At 51.0% G+C, this 18,077-nt stretch carries 17 protein-coding genes; 8 read left to right on the top strand and 9 right to left on the bottom strand.

Annotated elements, in window-relative coordinates:
- Positions 1-5: 5 nt before the first annotated feature.
- The 3 genes from B9Z32_RS11070 to scpA are packed head-to-tail and all read right to left on the bottom strand — an operon-like array spanning position 6 to position 4,749.
- A complete protein-coding gene (locus tag B9Z32_RS11070) occupies positions 6-1,538 on the bottom strand; it encodes an acyl-CoA carboxylase subunit beta (RefSeq protein ID WP_108421471.1) in 1,533 nt (510 codons plus the stop codon).
- A 32-nt stretch (positions 1,539-1,570) separates the two neighbouring features.
- Positions 1,571-2,596 (bottom strand): methylmalonyl Co-A mutase-associated GTPase MeaB, encoded by a 1,026-nt coding sequence (meaB, locus tag B9Z32_RS11075; protein ID WP_108421472.1) that lies wholly within the window; start codon positions 2,594-2,596, stop codon positions 1,571-1,573.
- A complete protein-coding gene (scpA, locus tag B9Z32_RS11080) occupies positions 2,593-4,749 on the bottom strand; it encodes a methylmalonyl-CoA mutase (protein WP_108421473.1) in 2,157 nt (718 codons plus the stop codon). Before scpA ends, meaB begins: the two co-directional genes overlap by 4 nt.
- Positions 4,750-4,855: 106 nt before the next feature.
- On the opposite strand from scpA, the gene B9Z32_RS11085 reads away from it, so the two are divergent.
- Complete coding sequence (locus tag B9Z32_RS11085; RefSeq protein WP_108421474.1) at positions 4,856-5,524, top strand: GntR family transcriptional regulator; 669 nt, start codon at positions 4,856-4,858, stop codon at positions 5,522-5,524.
- Here the strand turns inward: B9Z32_RS11085 and dusA are convergent.
- Positions 5,521-6,531: a tRNA dihydrouridine(20/20a) synthase DusA gene (gene dusA / locus B9Z32_RS11090; protein WP_255416651.1), complete on the bottom strand. Its 1,011-nt coding sequence runs from the start codon at positions 6,529-6,531 to the stop codon at positions 5,521-5,523. The two genes, B9Z32_RS11085 and dusA, sit on opposite strands and share 4 nt — an antisense overlap.
- A 169-nt stretch (positions 6,532-6,700) precedes the next feature.
- Between dusA and B9Z32_RS11095 the strand changes: the two genes are divergently transcribed.
- The 6 genes from B9Z32_RS11095 (at position 6,701) to B9Z32_RS11120 (ending at position 11,983) form a co-directional block, all read left to right on the top strand.
- Positions 6,701-7,123 carry an NfeD family protein gene (locus B9Z32_RS11095; protein ID WP_108421475.1) on the top strand — a complete coding sequence of 141 codons (423 nt, stop codon included), beginning with the start codon at positions 6,701-6,703 and terminating at the stop codon, positions 7,121-7,123.
- Between the two features lie 30 nt (positions 7,124-7,153).
- Entirely contained in the window at positions 7,154-8,068 is a 915-nt protein-coding gene (locus B9Z32_RS11100; protein WP_108421476.1) for an SPFH domain-containing protein, read from the top strand.
- A gap of 79 nt (positions 8,069-8,147) precedes the next feature.
- Positions 8,148-9,077: an ABC transporter substrate-binding protein gene (locus B9Z32_RS11105; RefSeq protein ID WP_108421477.1), complete on the top strand. Its 930-nt coding sequence runs from the start codon at positions 8,148-8,150 to the stop codon at positions 9,075-9,077.
- Positions 9,078-9,085: 8 nt separating this feature from the next.
- Positions 9,086-10,261: an ABC transporter permease gene (locus B9Z32_RS11110; protein WP_108421478.1), complete on the top strand. Its 1,176-nt coding sequence runs from the start codon at positions 9,086-9,088 to the stop codon at positions 10,259-10,261.
- On the top strand, positions 10,258-11,199 hold the full coding sequence (locus tag B9Z32_RS11115; RefSeq protein WP_304598442.1) for an ABC transporter ATP-binding protein: 942 nt from the start codon (positions 10,258-10,260) through the stop codon (positions 11,197-11,199). Before B9Z32_RS11110 ends, B9Z32_RS11115 begins: the two co-directional genes overlap by 4 nt.
- On the top strand, positions 11,192-11,983 hold the full coding sequence (locus B9Z32_RS11120; protein ID WP_108421479.1) for an ABC transporter permease: 792 nt from the start codon (positions 11,192-11,194) through the stop codon (positions 11,981-11,983). Before B9Z32_RS11115 ends, B9Z32_RS11120 begins: the two co-directional genes overlap by 8 nt.
- On the opposite strand, the gene selD is transcribed toward B9Z32_RS11120, so the two are convergent.
- Positions 11,960-13,012, bottom strand: a complete 1,053-nt coding sequence (gene selD / locus B9Z32_RS11125) for a selenide, water dikinase SelD (protein WP_108421480.1) — start codon at positions 13,010-13,012, stop codon at positions 11,960-11,962. The two genes, B9Z32_RS11120 and selD, sit on opposite strands and share 24 nt — an antisense overlap.
- A gap of 48 nt (positions 13,013-13,060) precedes the next feature.
- Positions 13,061-14,104 (bottom strand): selenoneine biosynthesis selenosugar synthase SenB, encoded by a 1,044-nt coding sequence (gene senB / locus B9Z32_RS11130; RefSeq protein WP_233248254.1) that lies wholly within the window; start codon positions 14,102-14,104, stop codon positions 13,061-13,063.
- Positions 14,105-14,144: 40 nt separating this feature from the next.
- On the opposite strand from senB, the gene senA reads away from it, so the two are divergent.
- Complete coding sequence (senA, locus tag B9Z32_RS11135) at positions 14,145-15,326, top strand: selenoneine synthase SenA (RefSeq protein WP_108421482.1); 1,182 nt, start codon at positions 14,145-14,147, stop codon at positions 15,324-15,326.
- A 25-nt stretch (positions 15,327-15,351) separates the two neighbouring features.
- On the opposite strand, the gene egtD is transcribed toward senA, so the two are convergent.
- From egtD to B9Z32_RS11150, 3 genes are read right to left on the bottom strand one after another with little or no spacing between them, the layout of a single operon-like run.
- Positions 15,352-16,329, bottom strand: coding sequence for an L-histidine N(alpha)-methyltransferase (egtD, locus tag B9Z32_RS11140; protein ID WP_108421483.1), 978 nt, complete (start codon positions 16,327-16,329; stop codon positions 15,352-15,354).
- Positions 16,330-16,353: 24 nt separating this feature from the next.
- Positions 16,354-17,217, bottom strand: coding sequence for a phosphonate ABC transporter, permease protein PhnE (phnE, locus tag B9Z32_RS11145; RefSeq protein WP_369909929.1), 864 nt, complete (start codon positions 17,215-17,217; stop codon positions 16,354-16,356).
- Positions 17,214-18,068, bottom strand: a complete 855-nt coding sequence (locus B9Z32_RS11150) for an ABC transporter permease (protein ID WP_108421484.1) — start codon at positions 18,066-18,068, stop codon at positions 17,214-17,216. The genes phnE and B9Z32_RS11150 overlap by 4 nt, the downstream gene beginning before the upstream one ends.
- Positions 18,069-18,077: the final 9 nt, after the last annotated feature.

The raw sequence follows: 18,077 nt of genomic DNA on the forward strand, positions 1-18,077 counted from the left end.
GCCACTTAGAGTGGAATGTTGCCGTGCTTGCGCCATGGGTTTTCAACTTTCTTGTCTTTCAACATCACCAGTGAGCGGCAAATGCGCTTGCGTGTTTCGTGCGGCTGAATCACGTCATCAATGAAGCCGCGCGCACCTGCTACAAAGGGATTGGCAAAACGGTCTTTGTATTCGGCTTCACGCGCAGCCAACTTCACAGGATCGTTTTTGTCTTCGCGGAAAATAATCTCCACAGCGCCTTTGGCGCCCATCACGGCAATTTCAGCATTGGGCCAAGCGAAATTCACATCGCCGCGCAAATGCTTGGAGGCCATCACGTCGTAGGCACCGCCATAGGCTTTGCGCGTGATGACCGTGATTTTTGGCACAGTGCACTCTGCGTATGCGTAGAGCAACTTGGCACCATGCTTGATGATGCCGCCATATTCTTGCGAAGTACCGGGCATGAAGCCAGGCACATCTACAAAGGTAATCACTGGAATGCTGAAGGCATCGCAGAAGCGCACAAAGCGTGCGGCTTTAATGGAGCTCTTGATGTCCAAACATCCAGCCAACACCAAAGGTTGGTTGGCAACAATGCCAACGGTCTGGCCTGCCATACGCGCAAAACCAATGAGAATGTTTTTAGCGTAGTCGGGTTGCAGCTCAAAGAAGTCACCGTCGTCAACGGTTTTTAAGATGAGCTCTTTCATATCGTAGGCTTGGTTGGCATTCAAGGGCACCAGTGTGTCCAAGCTATTGTCTTGACGGTCTGTAGGGTCACCACTGGCGCGAACAGGCGCTTTTTCGCGGTTGTTCAAGGGCAAGTAGTTGTACAAACGGCGCAGCATGAGCAAGGCTTCGACGTCGTTTTCAAACGCCATGTCGGCCACACCGCTCTTGGTGGTGTGCGTAAAGGCACCACCCAATTCTTCAGCTGTAACTTCTTCGTGGGTTACGGTCTTAACCACTTCAGGGCCCGTGACGAACATGTAAGAGCTGTCTTTCACCATGAAAATAAAGTCGGTCATGGCAGGCGAATACACCGCACCACCGGCCGATGGACCCATAATCATGCTGATTTGTGGAATCACACCACTGGCCATTGCATTGCGCTGAAACACTTCTGCATAGCCGCCCAAAGATGCCACGCCCTCTTGAATTCGCGCACCGCCTGAATCGTTGAGGCCAATAACGGGAGCGCCCACCTTCATGGCTTGGTCCATGATTTTGCAAATCTTCTCTGCGTGCGATTCAGACAAGGCGCCACCAAACACCGTGAAGTCTTGGCTGTACACAAACACCAATCGGCCATTGATCATGCCGTAGCCAGTGACTACGCCGTCACCTGGTATTTTGTTGTCTTGCATGCCAAAGTCTGTGCAGCGGTGCTCAACAAACATGTCCCACTCTTCAAAGGTACCTTCGTCTATCAACACCTCTAGGCGCTCACGTGCTGTGAGCTTGCCTTTGGCGTGTTGAGCATCAATGCGCTTTTGTCCACCGCCCATGCGTGCTGCAGCCCGCTTTTCTTCAAGTTGTTCAATGATGTCTTGCATGATTAACTTTCTTCTCTTCTGTTCAGGATGTGTCAATTTTGAGGAAAACCAGTCGCTTGATAAGCGGCCAGGAGTTGTCTTGCCGCAGTGGATGCAGGCACTTTGCCTGAAATCACCGCCTGTGAAAGCTCAGGCAACAGTGCCTGAACATTGGCCTGTGATCTGAAATTCTGTTTCAAGCCAGCATCGATGCGTTCCCACATCCAAGATTGGGCTTGACCTTGCCTGCGCCGCTCAAACTTTTGATTGGCAAGTTGGAGTCGTTTGAATTTCAATATGCGGTGCCAAAAGCTGTCAACGCCTTGATTCAAAAGTGCGCTAATTTGAATCACTTCTGGATGCCAAATTTCTTCATCAAAATGCGCATGGTCTGGATGACCGTGCATGCCCAGTAAACGCAAGGCGCTGGTAATTTGAGCTTCAGCGCGAGTAGCTGCTGAGGCGTCAATGTCGGCTTTGTTGATGACCACTAAGTCGGCCAATTCCATCACACCTTTTTTGATGGCCTGCAAATCGTCACCGGCATTTGGCAATTGCATGAGTACAAACATGTCTGTCATATTGGCCACTGCGGTTTCGCTCTGCCCTACCCCCACAGTTTCCACAATGACCACGTCATAACCTGCGGCCTCGCACACCAACATGGCTTCGCGGGTTTTTTCAGCCACACCGCCCAAAGTGCCACTGGAAGGGCTGGGGCGGATATAGGCTTTCTCGTGAACGCTGAGTTGCTCCATGCGGGTTTTGTCGCCCAAGATGGAGCCTCCAGAAACAGTGGACGAAGGATCGATGGCCAACACCGCCACACGGTGACCTTGCGCTATTAAAAACAAGCCCAGGGCTTCAATGAAGGTTGACTTACCCACGCCAGGTACACCACTGATACCGAGGCGAAATGACTTGCCAGAATGCGGCAACAAGCTGGTGAGCAATTCATCCGCCAGCAAACGATCTGCAGGCAGCGTGGACTCGAGCAAGGTGATGGACTTGGCCATGGCGCGGCGTTGTACCGCAGGCTGACCCTGCAAGACACCTTGAATCAGGTCTTGAGGCCTCAACCTAAAGCCTTTTTAATTTGCTCCAAAACATCTTTGGCGCTGGCTGGAATGGGAGTGCCAGGGCCGTAGATGCCCTTCACGCCCGCTTCGTACAAAAAGTCGTAGTCTTGGCGGGGAATGACACCACCCACAAACACGATGATGTCGTCTGCACCCTGCTTTTTCAGTTCTTCAATGATGGCAGGCACCAAAGTTTTGTGGCCTGCAGCCAAGGTAGAAACGCCCACTGCGTGCACGTCGTTTTCAATGGCTTGTCGGGCGCACTCTTCGGGTGTTTGGAACAAGGGGCCCATGTCGACGTCAAAGCCCAAATCGGCAAACGCGGTAGCCACCACTTTGGCGCCGCGGTCGTGACCGTCTTGACCCAACTTGCTGATCATGACGCGTGGACGGCGGCCCTTGGCATCGGCAAATTCGTTGATCTCTTTTTTCAGTTGGTCCCAGCCTTCGGCTGAGTCGTAGGCAGCAGCGTACACACCAGTCACCTTTTGCGTATCGGCGCGGTGGCGCCCAAAAACTTTCTCGAGCGCATCGGATACTTCACCCACCGTGGCGCGCAATCGAATGGCTTGAATGCTGAGGTCGAGCAAATTGCCTTGACCACTTTCAGCTGACGCGGTGAGTGCATCTAATGCAGCTTGCACCTTGGCGCTGTCGCGTGTGGCTCTAATTTTCTTCAAGCGATCAATTTGACCATCACGCACTTTGACGTTGTCGATGGCCAAGATGTCGATGGGATCTTCTTTGGCCAGCTTGTATTTATTGACGCCCACAATGACGTCTTTGCCAGAGTCAATGCGTGCTTGTTTTTCTGCGGCGGCTGCTTCAATTTTGAGCTTGGCCCAACCGCTGTCTACAGCCTTGGTCATGCCGCCCATGGCTTCCACTTCTTCAATGATGGCCCAAGCTTTGTCGGCCATTTCTTGTGTGAGCGATTCCATCATGTAGCTGCCAGCCCATGGGTCAATCACGTTGGTAATGTGGGTCTCTTCTTGAATGATTAGCTGCGTGTTGCGGGCAATACGAGAGCTAAATTCTGTGGGCAAAGCAATGGCTTCGTCAAAGCTGTTGGTGTGCAACGATTGCGTACCGCCAAACACAGCAGCCATGGCTTCAATGGTGGTGCGCACCACATTGTTGTAGGGGTCTTGCTCGGTGAGCGACCAGCCAGACGTTTGGCTGTGCGTGCGCAGCATAAGGCTTTTGGGGTTCTTGGCATCGAAACCCTTCATGATGCGGCACCAGAGCAAACGCGCCGCGCGCATCTTGGCAATTTCCAAATAGAAATTCATGCCCACCGCCCAGAAGAAGGACAAGCGGCCTGCAAAGTCGTCAACGTCCATGCCTTTAGCAATGGCAGTTTTCACATACTCTTTGCCGTCTGCCAGCGTAAAGGCCATCTCAAGGGCCTGATTGGCACCGGCCTCTTGCATGTGATAACCCGAAATGGAAATTGAGTTGAACTTCGGCATATTCTTAGCCGTGTACTCAATAATGTCGCCAATGATTTTCATCGACGGCTCGGGTGGGTAAATGTAGGTGTTGCGCACCATGAACTCTTTCAGAATGTCGTTCTGAATGGTTCCAGACAATTTGTCTTGACTCACGCCCTGCTCTTCGGCGGCTACCACGTAGCCTGCCAGCACGGGCAATACCGCGCCGTTCATGGTCATGGACACAGACACCTTGTCGAGGGGAATCTGGTCGAACAAAATTTTCATGTCTTCAACTGAGTCGATGGCCACGCCAGCCTTACCCACATCGCCAGTGACACGAGGATGGTCTGAGTCGTAGCCGCGGTGAGTGGCCAAATCGAACGCCACTGACACACCTTGACCGCCGGCTGCTAAAGCCTTGCGATAGAAAGCATTGGACTCTTCTGCAGAAGAAAACCCGGCGTACTGGCGAATGGTCCAAGGGCGCACCGAGTACATGGTGGCTTGAGGGCCACGCAAGAAAGGCTCGAAGCCTGGTAAGGTGTTGGCATATGGCAAAGCCGCTGTATCTTCTGCCGTGTACAAAGGCTTGACCGAAATGCCATCAGGCGTTTTCCAGTTGAGGGCTTCGACGTTGCCACCGGGCGCAGACTTTTGTGCGGCGCGCATCCAATCTTCTAGTTGGGCGTTCTTGAACTCGTTCTTGGCCTGGGTCATTTCGACAAATCCTGAATATGATTCATAATTATTGATGCAAAATATTGTACCTGCCTTACAATCGGCAAAACGCCCACTTTAGGCCAATTTCAACGTTTTATCCACCATGTCCGTTCTTGTAGCCGTCCCATCCTTGGCGCCCCGTGCGCTTTATGAAGAAGTTGCCGAACTCATTCGGCAGCGCATTTTCAGTGGAGAACTAGAGCCCGGCAGCTGGATTGATGAGCTGCAAATTGCCAAGGCCTACGGCATCAGCCGCACCCCTTTGAGGGAAGCCTTGAAGGTTTTGGCGGCTGAAGGCTTGATCACCATGAAGGTTCGACGCGGCGCCTACGTCACAGAAGTTTCTGAAAAAGATCTGCGCGATGTTTATCACTTGCTTAGCCTATTAGAAAGCGATGCAGCCGCAGTGGTAGCCCAAACTGCTTCCCCTGCAGACTTTAAGAAACTTCAATCACTTCATTCTGAATTAGAAGCTGCAGGCAAGCCAGGCAAAGAAAAACACGACAAGTTTTTTGAAGTGAACGAAGCGTTTCACATGTGTTTGCTAGAGCTCTCGCAAAACAAATGGCGCGATCAAATGGTTGCCGATTTGCGCAAAGTGATGAAGCTCAACAGGCACAACTCGCTGTTTAAAACAGGGCGAATTACGGAGTCGCTTCAAGAACATCAAGCCATCATGGCCGCTTTGTTGGCCAAAGACCCCTTGGCCACTTCAGCGCGCATGCGTGAGCATTTTGCCAATGGTCTAACGGCTGCCAGTACTTCACCCTAAGCGGGCACCTCTGCGCCCTTGGCCAACGCCACTCGCGCTATGGCCATCACTTCTCGAGGCGGCATAGGTTTGAGCTTGTGATTGCTCCAAACCTGACGCCACAAGCGCCCGCCTCTTTGCCCATGGTAAAGACCCAGCATATGGCGTGCTATGGCATACCAAGGACATGCATCTTCTTTGAAAGCCCGCTCCATGTATGTCACCATGGCCTCTTCCACCGCTTCTCGCGTGATGACTGATGCAGGCGCTTTAAAGAATTGCTCATCCCATGTGGATAAGAGCCAAGGGTTGTAATAAGCCTCACGACCCAGCATGACGCCATCAACCTCATTCAAGTGCGCTTCGATTTGATCATTGGTGGTGATGCCACCATTGATGGCAATGGTGAGAGCAGGAAAATCTTTTTTCAATTGGTAGGCCAACTCATATCGCAGAGGTGGAATTTCGCGATTCTGTTTGGGCGACAAACCCTGCAACCACGCATTGCGCGCATGCACAATGAACACACTGCAGCCTGCTTCTTTCACTGTACCCACAAAGTCACGAACAAAATCGTAGCTTTCAATTTGGTCAATGCCAATGCGGTGCTTCACGGTGACTGGCACCGAGACCACATCGACCATGGCCTTCACGCCATCGGCCACCAACTGTGGCTCGTTCATGAGACAAGCACCAAAAGCGCCGCGCTGCACACGGTCGCTGGGGCAGCCGCAGTTCAAATTGATTTCGTTGTAGCCCCACTGCTCACCCAGCTTGGCGGCAAAGGCCAAGTCGGCGGCGTCGCTGCCGCCCAACTGCAAAGCCACAGGATGCTCCTCGGCATTAAAGCGCAAATGGCGCTCAACACTGCCGTGACGGATTGCACCGGTGGTGACCATTTCGGTGTAAAGCAATGTGTTTTGCGACAGCAGACGGTGGAAAAATCGGCAATGGCGATCGGTCCAGTCCATCATGGGCGCTACAGACAGGCGCCAAGGGCTAAAGTTGATCAATAATTTTTCATTCACACGCTAATGATAATTAAAAAAAGAATGCTTCCATCAAAACGGCAGTTAAACAACAAGCATTCAGAAGAAGCTTGCAATCCCTTTCAAACGAGCGGAATCTACAAATTGGCCGCCAATTCGTGGCACGATGAGACAATAGAGATACTTTAGTTAAAGGGACATCTCAGTTATGAACGAATCAACTATTTGGTGGCTCATTGCAGGCTCGCTTGTTGGCATAGAGCTTATGACTGGCACTTTCTACTTGCTTATGCTCGCCATTGGCGCCGCAGCAGGTGCCATCGCTGCCCACGCTCAGTTAGGTTTCACAACACAACTGATCACAGGGTCGGTGGTCGGTGGACTGGCCGTTATTTTGTGGCGCATTTATTCCTTGCAAAAATTGAAGTCTCATCCAGAAGAAATTCCTGCTCAGCACTTAGATGTGGGTGAAACCGTGGAAGTGCATGAATGGCTCAGCAACGGAACCGCACAAGTAAAGCACAGGGGCGCCAACTGGACGGCTATTTGTGCAGAGGGAGTTCCGCAAGAACTGGGTGTTTACCAAATTCAAAATATTCAAGGCAACACTTTGGTGCTGCACAAAAGTTAAGTCAACGTCAGCTACTTAGAAAGAAAAATCATGGAAATTGCAATCGTCCTCTTGGCCATTGCGGTCTTGTTTATCATCAAAACAGTCAAGGTCGTGCCACAGCAAAACGCATGGGTGGTCGAGCGATTGGGCAAGTACCACGCTAGCCTCACACCTGGTCTTAATTTTGTGGTGCCTTTCATAGACAAAGTCATCCAAAAGCACAGCCTCAAAGAAATTCCACTCGACGTTCCCAGTCAGGTTTGCATCACGCGCGACAACACGCAATTGCAAGTCGATGGTATTTTGTATTTCCAAGTCACCGATCCAAAGCTTGCCAGCTATGGCTCTTCCAACTACATCATTGCAGTCACGCAGTTGGCTCAAACCAGTTTGCGTAGCGTGATTGGCAAACTTGAGCTCGACAAAACCTTTGAAGAGCGCGATATCATCAATGCGCAAGTAGTTGCCGCCATTGATGAAGCAGCCCTCAACTGGGGCGTCAAAGTATTGCGCTACGAAATCAAAGACCTCACACCGCCTGCCGAAATTTTGCATGCCATGCAATCGCAAATTACAGCAGAACGCGAAAAGCGAGCCCTTATTGCCGCGTCTGAAGGTCGTCGACAAGAACAAATCAACATTGCCACGGGTGAACGTGAAGCCTTCATAGCGCGCTCAGAGGGTGAAAAACAGGCTGTCATTAACAAAGCAGAGGGCGATGCCGCTTCCATCATGGCTGTGGCAGAAGCCACCGCGCAAGCCATTGAGCGCATTGCGGCCGCCATTCAAAAGCCTGGCGGCGAACAAGCTGTACAACTAAAAGTGGCCGAGCAAGCTGTTCTCGCCTATGGCAAAGTGGCTCAAGACTCCAAAACCACGCTCATCGTGCCAAGCAATATGACAGAGGTATCAGGACTCATCGCTTCGGCCATGCAAATGGTAGGCACTGGCAAAAACGCTTAAGCAAGCGCTCAAGGCTACATTTAACTTGAGCGAAGCCATTGTGGTATTTTACGAGACTTGTCTTGTAAGGTACCTCAATATGTCTCTGCCCTTGAACCTCATACGCCGCGCTTTGCTGATATGCGGAATAGGCCTGCTTGCCTTCTGTTCAGCCCATGCCCAGGGACCTGTGCGTGTGGGGTCAAAGATAGATACCGAAGGCAAGTTACTTGGCAACATCATTGTGCTTGCGCTTGAAGCCAACGGCATCAAAACTGAAAACAAGTTATCGCTTGGCAACACCAAGATTGTTCGCACCGCCCTTCTTTCGGGTGAGATTGATCTCTACCCCGAATACACAGGCAACGGTGCTTTCATGCTGGGTGCTGAAAAAAATCAAGCGTGGAAGAGCTTGAGAGCAGGCTACGAATTGGCCAAAAAAATCGATTTTGAAAAAAATAAAATCGTATGGCTTGAACCTGCCAATGCCAACAACACCTGGGCAATCGCTGTGCGCAAAGACCTCGCTACTGCCAACCAACTTCGCACCATGGAAGACTTAGGACGCCACATCACCAAGGGCGGTACATTTAAATTGGCTGCATCGGCTGAGTTCATGGAGCGAACAGACGCCATGCCTTCATTCCAGGCTGCCTACGCATTTAAACTGCGTGCTGACCAAGCGCTTGTTTTGGCAGGCGGTGACACAGCAACCACAATCAAAGCTGCCGCAGAAAAAACATCAGGGGTGAACGCAGCCATGGCTTACGGTACCGACGGATCCTTGGCTGCTTTAGGTCTTATCGTTATGGAAGACCCAAAAGGTGTGCAGCCCGTGTATGCCCCAGCACCGTTGGTGCGTGAGGAAGTTCTCAAGCGTTATCCCGCTATTGCCACCATTTTGGCTCCCATCTTCAAATCCCTCGATACAACCACCCTGCAAATGCTGAATGCACGCATTCAACTGGAAGGCCAAGATCCACGCAAAGTGGCAACCGGCCATCTCCAAAGCAAGGGATTTCTGAAATAAGCATCGCAATGGGACTCTCGCTTGTCCATCGCTGCAATCCGGTGCTGGCGCTCTATTTGCTACTAGCACTTGGTGCCGCGTACGGCTTGCCCTTTGTGCGAGTTGCGCCAAATCGACTTGTGTCTGGCGAGCCTGTTTTTTTAAGTGATGCCTTGTTGCATCTCAATGGTCAACTGATCGTTCCGCTGCTTTTGGCCCTATTCACTCTGCTGAGCGTGGCAGCTTTGCAACCCAGAAAGCGCATCACTCAAGTTTTGGTTTTTTTGGCAATGGCCGCTGCCCTTGCCTGCTTGTGGTTGCTAGCAGGCCACATTGCCAACAACGCAATTGAAACCCAAAATTCTTTTGCTCGCACAGCATTGGGCGCTGGATTCTGGGCGCTGGGGGCTTTGGCCTGGTTGATTGGCATTGATGCCGCGGATCGACTTCAATTAACAACACTCCCGCGCCTGCTTTTACAAATTGCGCTATTGCTGCCGCTATTACTTTCATTGAGTCAGGGTTTGAACTTGTCTATCGCGCAGGAATATGCCAATCACAGCGATGTTTTTGGGCCTGCCATTTTGCGTCATCTTCAAATTGTGATGCTGGCCGTCGCACCAGCCTTGGTCATTGGTTTGCTGCTGGCCTGGCGCATGTCCAAGAATAGAGAATTGCGTCAAGCAATTTTTCCAGTTCTCAATGTGCTTCAAACCATTCCATCTATTGCCCTGTTTGGCCTGCTCATGGCACCATTGGCTTGGATAGCTTTGCAATGGCCAGCTTTAAGCCGCGCAGGCATTGGCGGTGTTGGCATTGCGCCGGCAGTGCTCGCCTTGCTGATGTATGCCTTGCTGCCCATTGCTCGCTCGGCGCTGGCTGGTTTAGAGCAAGTTCCTGCAGAGGCTGTTAATGCGGCCCGCGCTATGGGCATGTCATCGCGCCAGATATTGTGGGAAGTAGAGTTGCCACTGGCACTGCCTGCACTTTTCATAGGATTGCGAACTGCAGTGGTACAAACCACAGGCCTAGCGGCAGTCTCTGCTCTCGTGGGTGCTGGTGGTTTGGGTCAAATTATGTTTGACGGGCTCTTTAGTGCTGCCAACGAACTGGTCATACTGGGTGTGATCCCCATCGTGCTTCTGGCCATGTTGGCAGACACTGCATTTAAATTGCTGGGTTCCTTATTCTGGACAAGCCCATGATCATCAAGTTTCAAAATATTCGCAAGTCTTATGGTGCACAAGCAGCCATTGCAGACTTCAATTTAGAGATCCAAAAGGGCGAACTACTGGTACTGCTGGGACCCTCAGGTTCTGGCAAATCGACTATTCTCAAAATGATCAACCGCATGGTCAGCCATGATGAAGGCCAAATTTTTTTCCAGGGCCAAGAAGTCAATAGCTTTAACGTGCAAGACCTGCGGCGTCGCATGGGATATGCTATTCAGTCAGTGGGTTTATTTCCACACAGAACTGTTGCTCAGAATATTGCCACTGTACCCAAGCTTTTGGAATGGGATTCCCAACGTGTGGAAGCGCGTGTCAATGAGTTACTAACATTGCTAGCAATGGATCCCACGCAATACGCCAATCGCTATCCGCACCAACTCTCGGGCGGACAGCAGCAACGGGTCGGCGTAGCGCGAGCACTGGCCGCCGATCCAGATGTGCTTCTCATGGACGAGCCCTTTGGCGCTCTCGACCCAGTAACGCGAGCCGCCTTGCAAGTGGCGCTCCAACAGATTCAGCAATCAACCGGTAAAACCATCCTGTTTGTCACCCACGACATCGATGAAGCTATGTTGCTGGCAACACGCATCGCGCTGCTGAATCAAGGGCGTATCGTGCAGCTAGGCACACCCCTTGAATTGCTGCAGCAACCTGCCAACGACTTTGTTGTCAATTTCTTGGGGCGCGCAGATTTGGGGCTGCAACAACTTTCATTTCGGTCCATTGCTCCCTATGTCATACCGATTGAAGGCACGCCACCCACTCACGTCATCGCCCATTCAGCCACACTCAGAGAAGCCATTTCGTGTATGGCAACACTTCATGTGTCTGCGCTGTGCGTACTGAAAGAAGACGGCACACTGCTGGGGCAGGTGCGGGCCGCCGATTTGCTAGAGAACAATCATGTCTGAGTTGCTCGCTTATCCAGCTCAAGCGCCTGGCCGAGGTGCTAAGCGGCTGGGCTTGAGCTTGAGCTTGGGCGCACTTTTGCTGCTGGCTTATGGTTTGCCTTATTCTCAGCCGCTGTTTGCAGCTTTATTTCCCGACCTAGCGCGTCCGGTTTATTTGCAAGAGCCAATGTCAGTGTTAATGTGGCAGCACATTGGGCTGGTGTTGGTGTCGAGTTCTATTGCTGTGATCATTGCAACAGTAGCAGCACTGGCCACCACGAGCAAAACGGGGCTCGCCTTCAAACCGGCGATGGAAATGCTGGCCGGTATGGGTCAAACTTTTCCGCCCGTGGCAGTGTTGGCAGTGGCGGTTCCAGCTGTTGGTTTTGGCGAGCTTCCTGCGCTCATTGCCTTGTCAATTTTTGGTGTTCTGCCAGTGCTTCAGGCTACTATGGCAGGACTGGCTTCAGTGCCACCTTCCGTGCTAGATTCAGCGCGCGCGATGGGCATGACGCCACGGCAAATATTGACTGAAGTTCAGATGCCATTGGCCCTTCCACTTTGGCTGGCTGGTGTGCGAACCTCCGTTGTCGTGAACATAGGCACTGCCGCCATTGCATCCACTGTGGGCGCCAAAACACTTGGCTTGCCCATCATCATTGGTCTGTCTGGCTTTAATACAGCTTATGTTCTACAAGGTGCCATGATGGTGGGGCTGCTGGCCATTGCAGCCGACTTAGCGTTTGACGAATTAGCCCTCGCCCTGCATGGCTCAGCAAATTCAGGCGTTGACAATCAAGCGTGAATTTTGCGCTTCACCAATATGCCCCACAACGGCAGCGTCATGGAAGCCATGCCGGTTAAAAATAGCCAGAACCTCAGGCACTGTATCTGGCGAACAAGTGACCAACAAGCCACCGCTTGTTTGAGGGTCGGACAAAAGAGCTTGGCATTCGGCCGGTAAGCCACTGTCAAGGCTAATCTCCTTGCCATAGCCATCCCAGTTTCGACCTGACGCGCCAGTCACATTGCCATCTTTAAACAAAACAGGCACATTGGGCAACAAAGGCACATCAGCCCATTTGATGTAGGCCGTGAGCTTGGCACCTCGCGCAATTTCCAGGGCATGACCAGCCAAACCAAACCCTGTGACGTCTGTGAGTGCGTGTACGCCTTTTAATTCAGCCAACTCAGGACCAGGCGTGTTGAGCTTGGTGGTGTTTGAAATCATAGACTCATAGCCGGCGGCATCGAGAACTTCTTTTTTAAGCGCAGCTGACAAAACACCCACACCAATAGGCTTGCCTAGCACCATGACATCGCCAACGCGAGCGCCATCGTTTCGTTTAACGCGATCAGGGTGAACCAATCCCAGTACAACCAAACCATAGATGGGCTCAACTGAATCAATGGTATGACCGCCGGCAATAGGAATACCTGCTGTGTTGCAGACCGAAGCACCGCCTGCCAGAATTTTTCCAATGGTTTCTGTTGACAATACATTGATTGGCATTCCTACCAAAGCCAATGCCAAGATGGGCTTTCCACCCATGGCATAAACATCGCTAATGGCATTGGTAGCCGCAATACGCCCAAAATCATAAGGATCATCTACGATGGGCATGAAGAAGTCAGTGGTTGCAATCAAGGCTTGATGATCGTTGAGCTTGTAAACAGCCGCGTCATCTGCAGTGGCAATACCGACCATCAATTCTGGTGGAATCGGCATTTGGAGTGTGCCTTTGAGAATTTCGGACAAAACTGCAGGGGCAATTTTGCAACCACAGCCGCCGCCATGCGAGAGTGAGGTCAACCGGGGTTCAGACTGATTCATGGAATTTCCTTGATGCAAAAAATAGGGGTCGCTTGAAGCCCCAAAGACTCAAGCCAAAAGACGCGCCGCAATGGCGCTTTCTACAATTGTAAGCAAGGCTTTGCGTTCGTGCTCAGCTGAAAATAAAGGCGCGCGCTGAGCGCATTGGGCTTTTAACAAACTTGCAAAATGGGCGTCTTGGCGAAAACGAACAAGCATGTTGGCAAGGGCCGTGGCGTCCCCCACTGGAAACAACCCTGCATAGTCTTCGCCAAGCATCCCCACATTTCCAGCTATGCGCGATGCAATAACAGGAACCCCACTGCAAATAGCTTCCATGATCACGTGCGCCCCACCCTCCATCACGCTGGTATGAACTAGCACGTGGGCAAGCTGAATTTGATGGCGAGTTTGGGGGTAGCTTAAGGCACCTTTAAACTGATATTGGGGGTAAAGGGATGCGGTTTTTTCAGCCATATTTGCCAACGCTTGATCGTGCGCGGCACCAATGTGCTGAATTTGAATATCCCGATGCTTCGCTAACAGTGCTGCAGCTTCAAACAAAGTGCGCGGCGATTTTTCCTCACGCAGATGGCCCACCATCACAACTCTTGTAGTACGCCTTGTTTTAGCCAAGGTCAAACGGGATGTGGTTGACTGCAGAACCACCGATGTTTTGGCCTGGAGTGACTCCGGCAATTCCTGCAGCCCCATGGACTGCAACACGATCAGCCGTGAGGCAAACTGGAGGGATTGTTGAGCATTTTCGTCGTGCTTGATATCGCGGTACAAATCAGTACCCGTTAGCACCACCACCAAACCTTGGGAGCCATGCATTGCATGCCAAGCTGCAATCGATGAATGACTGCGACGCGCATGCAATGCAATTAAAACCGTGTCTAGTTTTGAGCCGTCCCACTCACTAAGAAGGCGAACCCGAAAATTCGAACTCAACAGCTGGCGATAACGCTTGGCTGTTTGCCAGTTACCGTTGTTGGCACTGGCAAGGGCTGGACTTACAATGACAACGGTTTGTTTGGCAGATTGGGGGCGAGTAACTTCTGATTTAAGCATCTTTTTTTGAAGTAACTTCGGACGAGTAGCTTGTTTCATATTCACCAACCAAGCATATCGAAAAGGACAAAAGCAATCAATGCGTCATGTAAATATCCTGACACTGTCAAAGGCTCTTGCACACCTTCGTGAGCAGACACTCAACTCATTTGATTGCTATTTGAGCAATAACATGCTCACCGTCCCCCACAAAGCAGGGCTCAATCCGCCGGTCTGGGAATTAGGGCATGTGGCATGGTTTCAAGAATATTGGATTGGTCGCAATTTACAACGCTCCAAAGGTCTAGCCTGCGATGTTTCGCTGGCTCGCAACGCATCGATTCTCTCCGAAGCCGATGTGTGGTTCGACAGTGCCAAGGTTGCTCACGCAACGCGCTGGGATTTAAAGCTCTTAACGCCACAACAATGCATTGCATACGCCAATGAGACTTTGGCTCAAACACTTGTCCTTTTGCAACAAGAAAATGACAACAGCCCCGCGCTTTATTTCTATTGGCTGGTGCTGCAGCATGAGGCCATGCATTTAGAGGCAAGTGCCTATATGGCGCAATCATTGGGTCTGCCCTTCAAAGCACATTGGCAGCAAAGGGCTGAACATCATGAGAAGCTTCAAACAACACAAATAAGCCCACAACAAAGTCAATCGAATGAAAACACTGCACACGTGCCATCACAAGTTTGGAAGCTAGGTTCTCAGATTTCAAATCTTGATGTGAATGAAAATTCATTTTGCTTTGACAACGAATTGAAAGAAAAGAGTTGCACGATTCAAGCCTTTGATATTGCATTGCAGCCTGTCAATTGGTCGCAGTATTTAGAATTTACCAATGCCACGGGGTATAGGCTTCCAAAATACATTCGAAAAACAAACACTGATTTTGAAACAGAGGTTTTTGGTAAGTGGCTGCCTTTGAACAAGCATACACCAGCAGTGCACCTGTCGTGGCACGATGTTCAAGCTTACTGTGCTTGGGCCCAGTGCCGTTTACCTACAGAAGCAGAGTGGGATTGCGCGGCCAAAACAATCGAAGGCTTTCAGTGGGGTGACGTTTGGGAATGGACTCAAGACACATTCACACCCTATGACGGCTTTGTGGCACACCCCTACACCGAGTATTCAGAGCCTTGGTTTGGAACACACAAAGTATTAAGAGGCGCCTCTCATACCACTCACTCGTTCTTGCGGCATGTCAATTATCGAAATTTCTTTACGCCAGAACGCGACGATATTTATTCAGGCTTTAGAACCTGCGCTCTTTGATCGATATCGATCAAAGTCCTTCTGGCTAACTGGCCCAAAACAAAGCGTATTGCGACTTTTGATCTGTCCAATGCTGAACGCTTGTAAATCCCGACTTGTGCAATTGAGCCGTGAAATTGTCAATCGACCATTTGTAAGAATTTTCAGTGTGGATGGTTTCGCCTTGTTTGAAAAAGCGTTGCTGGCCATGCCACTGAACAGTTAGATTTCGTTTGGCTTGCAAATGCATTTCGATGCGCGACTCTTGCACATTAAAAAGTGCAATGTGCTGCCAATCGCGCACATCAAAATCTGAACCCAACAATTGATTGGCTCTTCTGAGCACGTTCAAATTAAAGGCAGCAGTGACGCCTAAGTCATCTGCATAGGCTCGCTCTAGTGAGCCAGTGTCTTTCACCAAGTCAATGCCAATGATGAGTCCTGAACCCGGCTGACCTTTTTTGCAAAGAACGGCAACTCTTTCCAAAAAATACAAAGCCTCTGTGGGATTGAAGTTTCCCAAACTGGAACCAAGGTACAAAGCTAGCAGCGGCTCTTGCGTCAGTTGTTGTTGAAGTTTTTCTGGAAATTGAAGGGAATTTGAAAAATCCATGCCCACACCGACCACATCGACTTCAGGGTATTTGGCCTGTAAATCTTTTAAGTGGTTAGAGAGATAGTCAACAGAAATATCAACCGCAATATAAGTTGAGGGCATGGAGTGAGAAAACAAATTAACTGCTTTCTCGCAATTGCCGGAACCAAGGTCAACCCATGTGGCCTGCTTGGGAAATTGCGCATGAATGTCGTGCGCTTGTTGCGTGAAAATCTGCAACTCGGTTCGGGTTGGGTAGTATTCAGGCAGCAAGGTAATTGCGTCAAACAAGACCGAACCCATCTCATCGTAAAAGTACTTGGGGGACAAGGTGGCCTGAGGGCAAAGCAAGCCTTGGCTCAGTTCTTGAACATTGGCATCTTTGTTTTCTTTGTGTATGTCAAAAAACAGGGGCTCTTTGAATTGCATCAGTCTCTCTTTGAATGTGTTGGATTAACGGTTTAGCCATCGCCTCAGACCAAAGCTCAGCGCATCGACACATGCCACCATGAGCAGCATTGCACCCAAAATTGTCGCGGTCTTGTTCATGAGAAACAAACCCATATTGAATGACAACATCTGTCCCAAGCCGCCAGCACCCACAACCCCCAAAACGGCGGCAGCTCGAATGTTGTTTTCCCAGCGGTACAAGGTATAACTCATTAACTGCGGCAAGACCTGTGGCAAAGTGGCGTAAGCAAATACGCGCAACGGCCCCACCCCTTGCGTGCGTAACGCATCACCAGGACCGGTGGGTATGTTTTCCATAGCCTCTGCAAACAGCCGTCCCAACACACCGCTTGTGTGAAGGGCCAGAGCCAGGGTGCCTGCCATGGGTCCTAGGCCTGCAGAAATTAACAAGAGTGCCGCCCAAACCAATTCGGGAATGGCTCGCAAGGCGTTCAGCAGCCAATGGGTGGGGCTGCGCAGCCAAGCTGAGTCTTGTTGAGAGATTCGGCTTGCGGGCACAGCTAAGGCCAAGCCCAAAACTGCAGCCATGATGGTGCCAAGCGCTGACATGGCCAGTGTTTCCCATGCTGCCAACACAACCTTATTGACAAACTTAGGCGATAGGTCGGGCGGAAAAAACTCCGCCATAAACCGGTACATGCTGCGGCCAGCCTCTAGTGAAGCAAAGGCCGCCCAATCTAGATTCAAAGACACAAAGCTTGCAACAACCAGCAGCAGCAAAGCGACGCTGAACCAGCAAGCTCTGCATCTGGCATTGAACAAGGGTGGCGGCAGTTTGTAGGGTGGGTTGGCCGCCTCTCGGTAAAAGGATTTTGACAAAAGCTCGACTGAGGTCTTGGGTTTCACGACAAAGCCCTCCTCAGCCAGGCACTCACACTGTCGGCCAATGCCACCAGCACAATGAAAATCAGGAGCAAAGTGGCAACTTCGCCGCCATTGAACATCTTCATTGAATTGTCTAACTGCTGACCCAATCCTCCTGCACCCACAAAACCCAATACGACCGATGACCGAATAGCGCATTCCCAACGGTACACCGTGTAGGAAGCCAACTCGGCAGCATGAGTGGGAAGCAAGGCGTAAACAAAGGCTTGCAGACGTCCACTGCCGTTGCGCATCAGGGTGTGGGTGGCATGGCTCTCGCCACTTTCCAAGATTTCGGCATAAACTTTTCCAAGCATGCCGCCATATGTGAGTGCAATGGCAAGAACACCCGCCGTTGGACCTAGGCCTACAACGCGCACAAAGACCAGTGCCCATACTAGTTCAGGAATGCTGCGCAACAAGATCAAAGTGGCGCGCACGCACCAGCGCAGCACAGCCGGCCAGCGATCCATTCGACCCGTCAACGCAGACAGCGACAACACACGAGTCGCCATCAAGCTCATGGGTATAGCCAACATCAAAGCCAGAGTGACGCCTGCGGTTGCCATGGCAACAGTACGCCAAGTTTCTTTGACAACCATTTGCATGAATTCAGCGTTGTAGACCAAGGGCCAAAAGCTGGCCAAAAAATCGCGACTTACTTTTAGATTTTCAGGCTCCCACAACACCCATGGGCGAAATTCGGTGGCCACACCCAGTGGCCAGAGAAGCAACAGGGCAAAAGTCAGCCAAAAAATTCTTGAGGAAAAATCTGGATCGCGAAGCTTGCCTGCTATTGCTAGATTGGCTTGGGGCAAGTTGGTAGCAGACATATTCACAGG

The organism is Limnohabitans sp. MMS-10A-178 (genome assembly GCF_003063375.1).
GTDB lineage: Bacteria > Pseudomonadota > Gammaproteobacteria > Burkholderiales > Burkholderiaceae_C > Limnohabitans_A.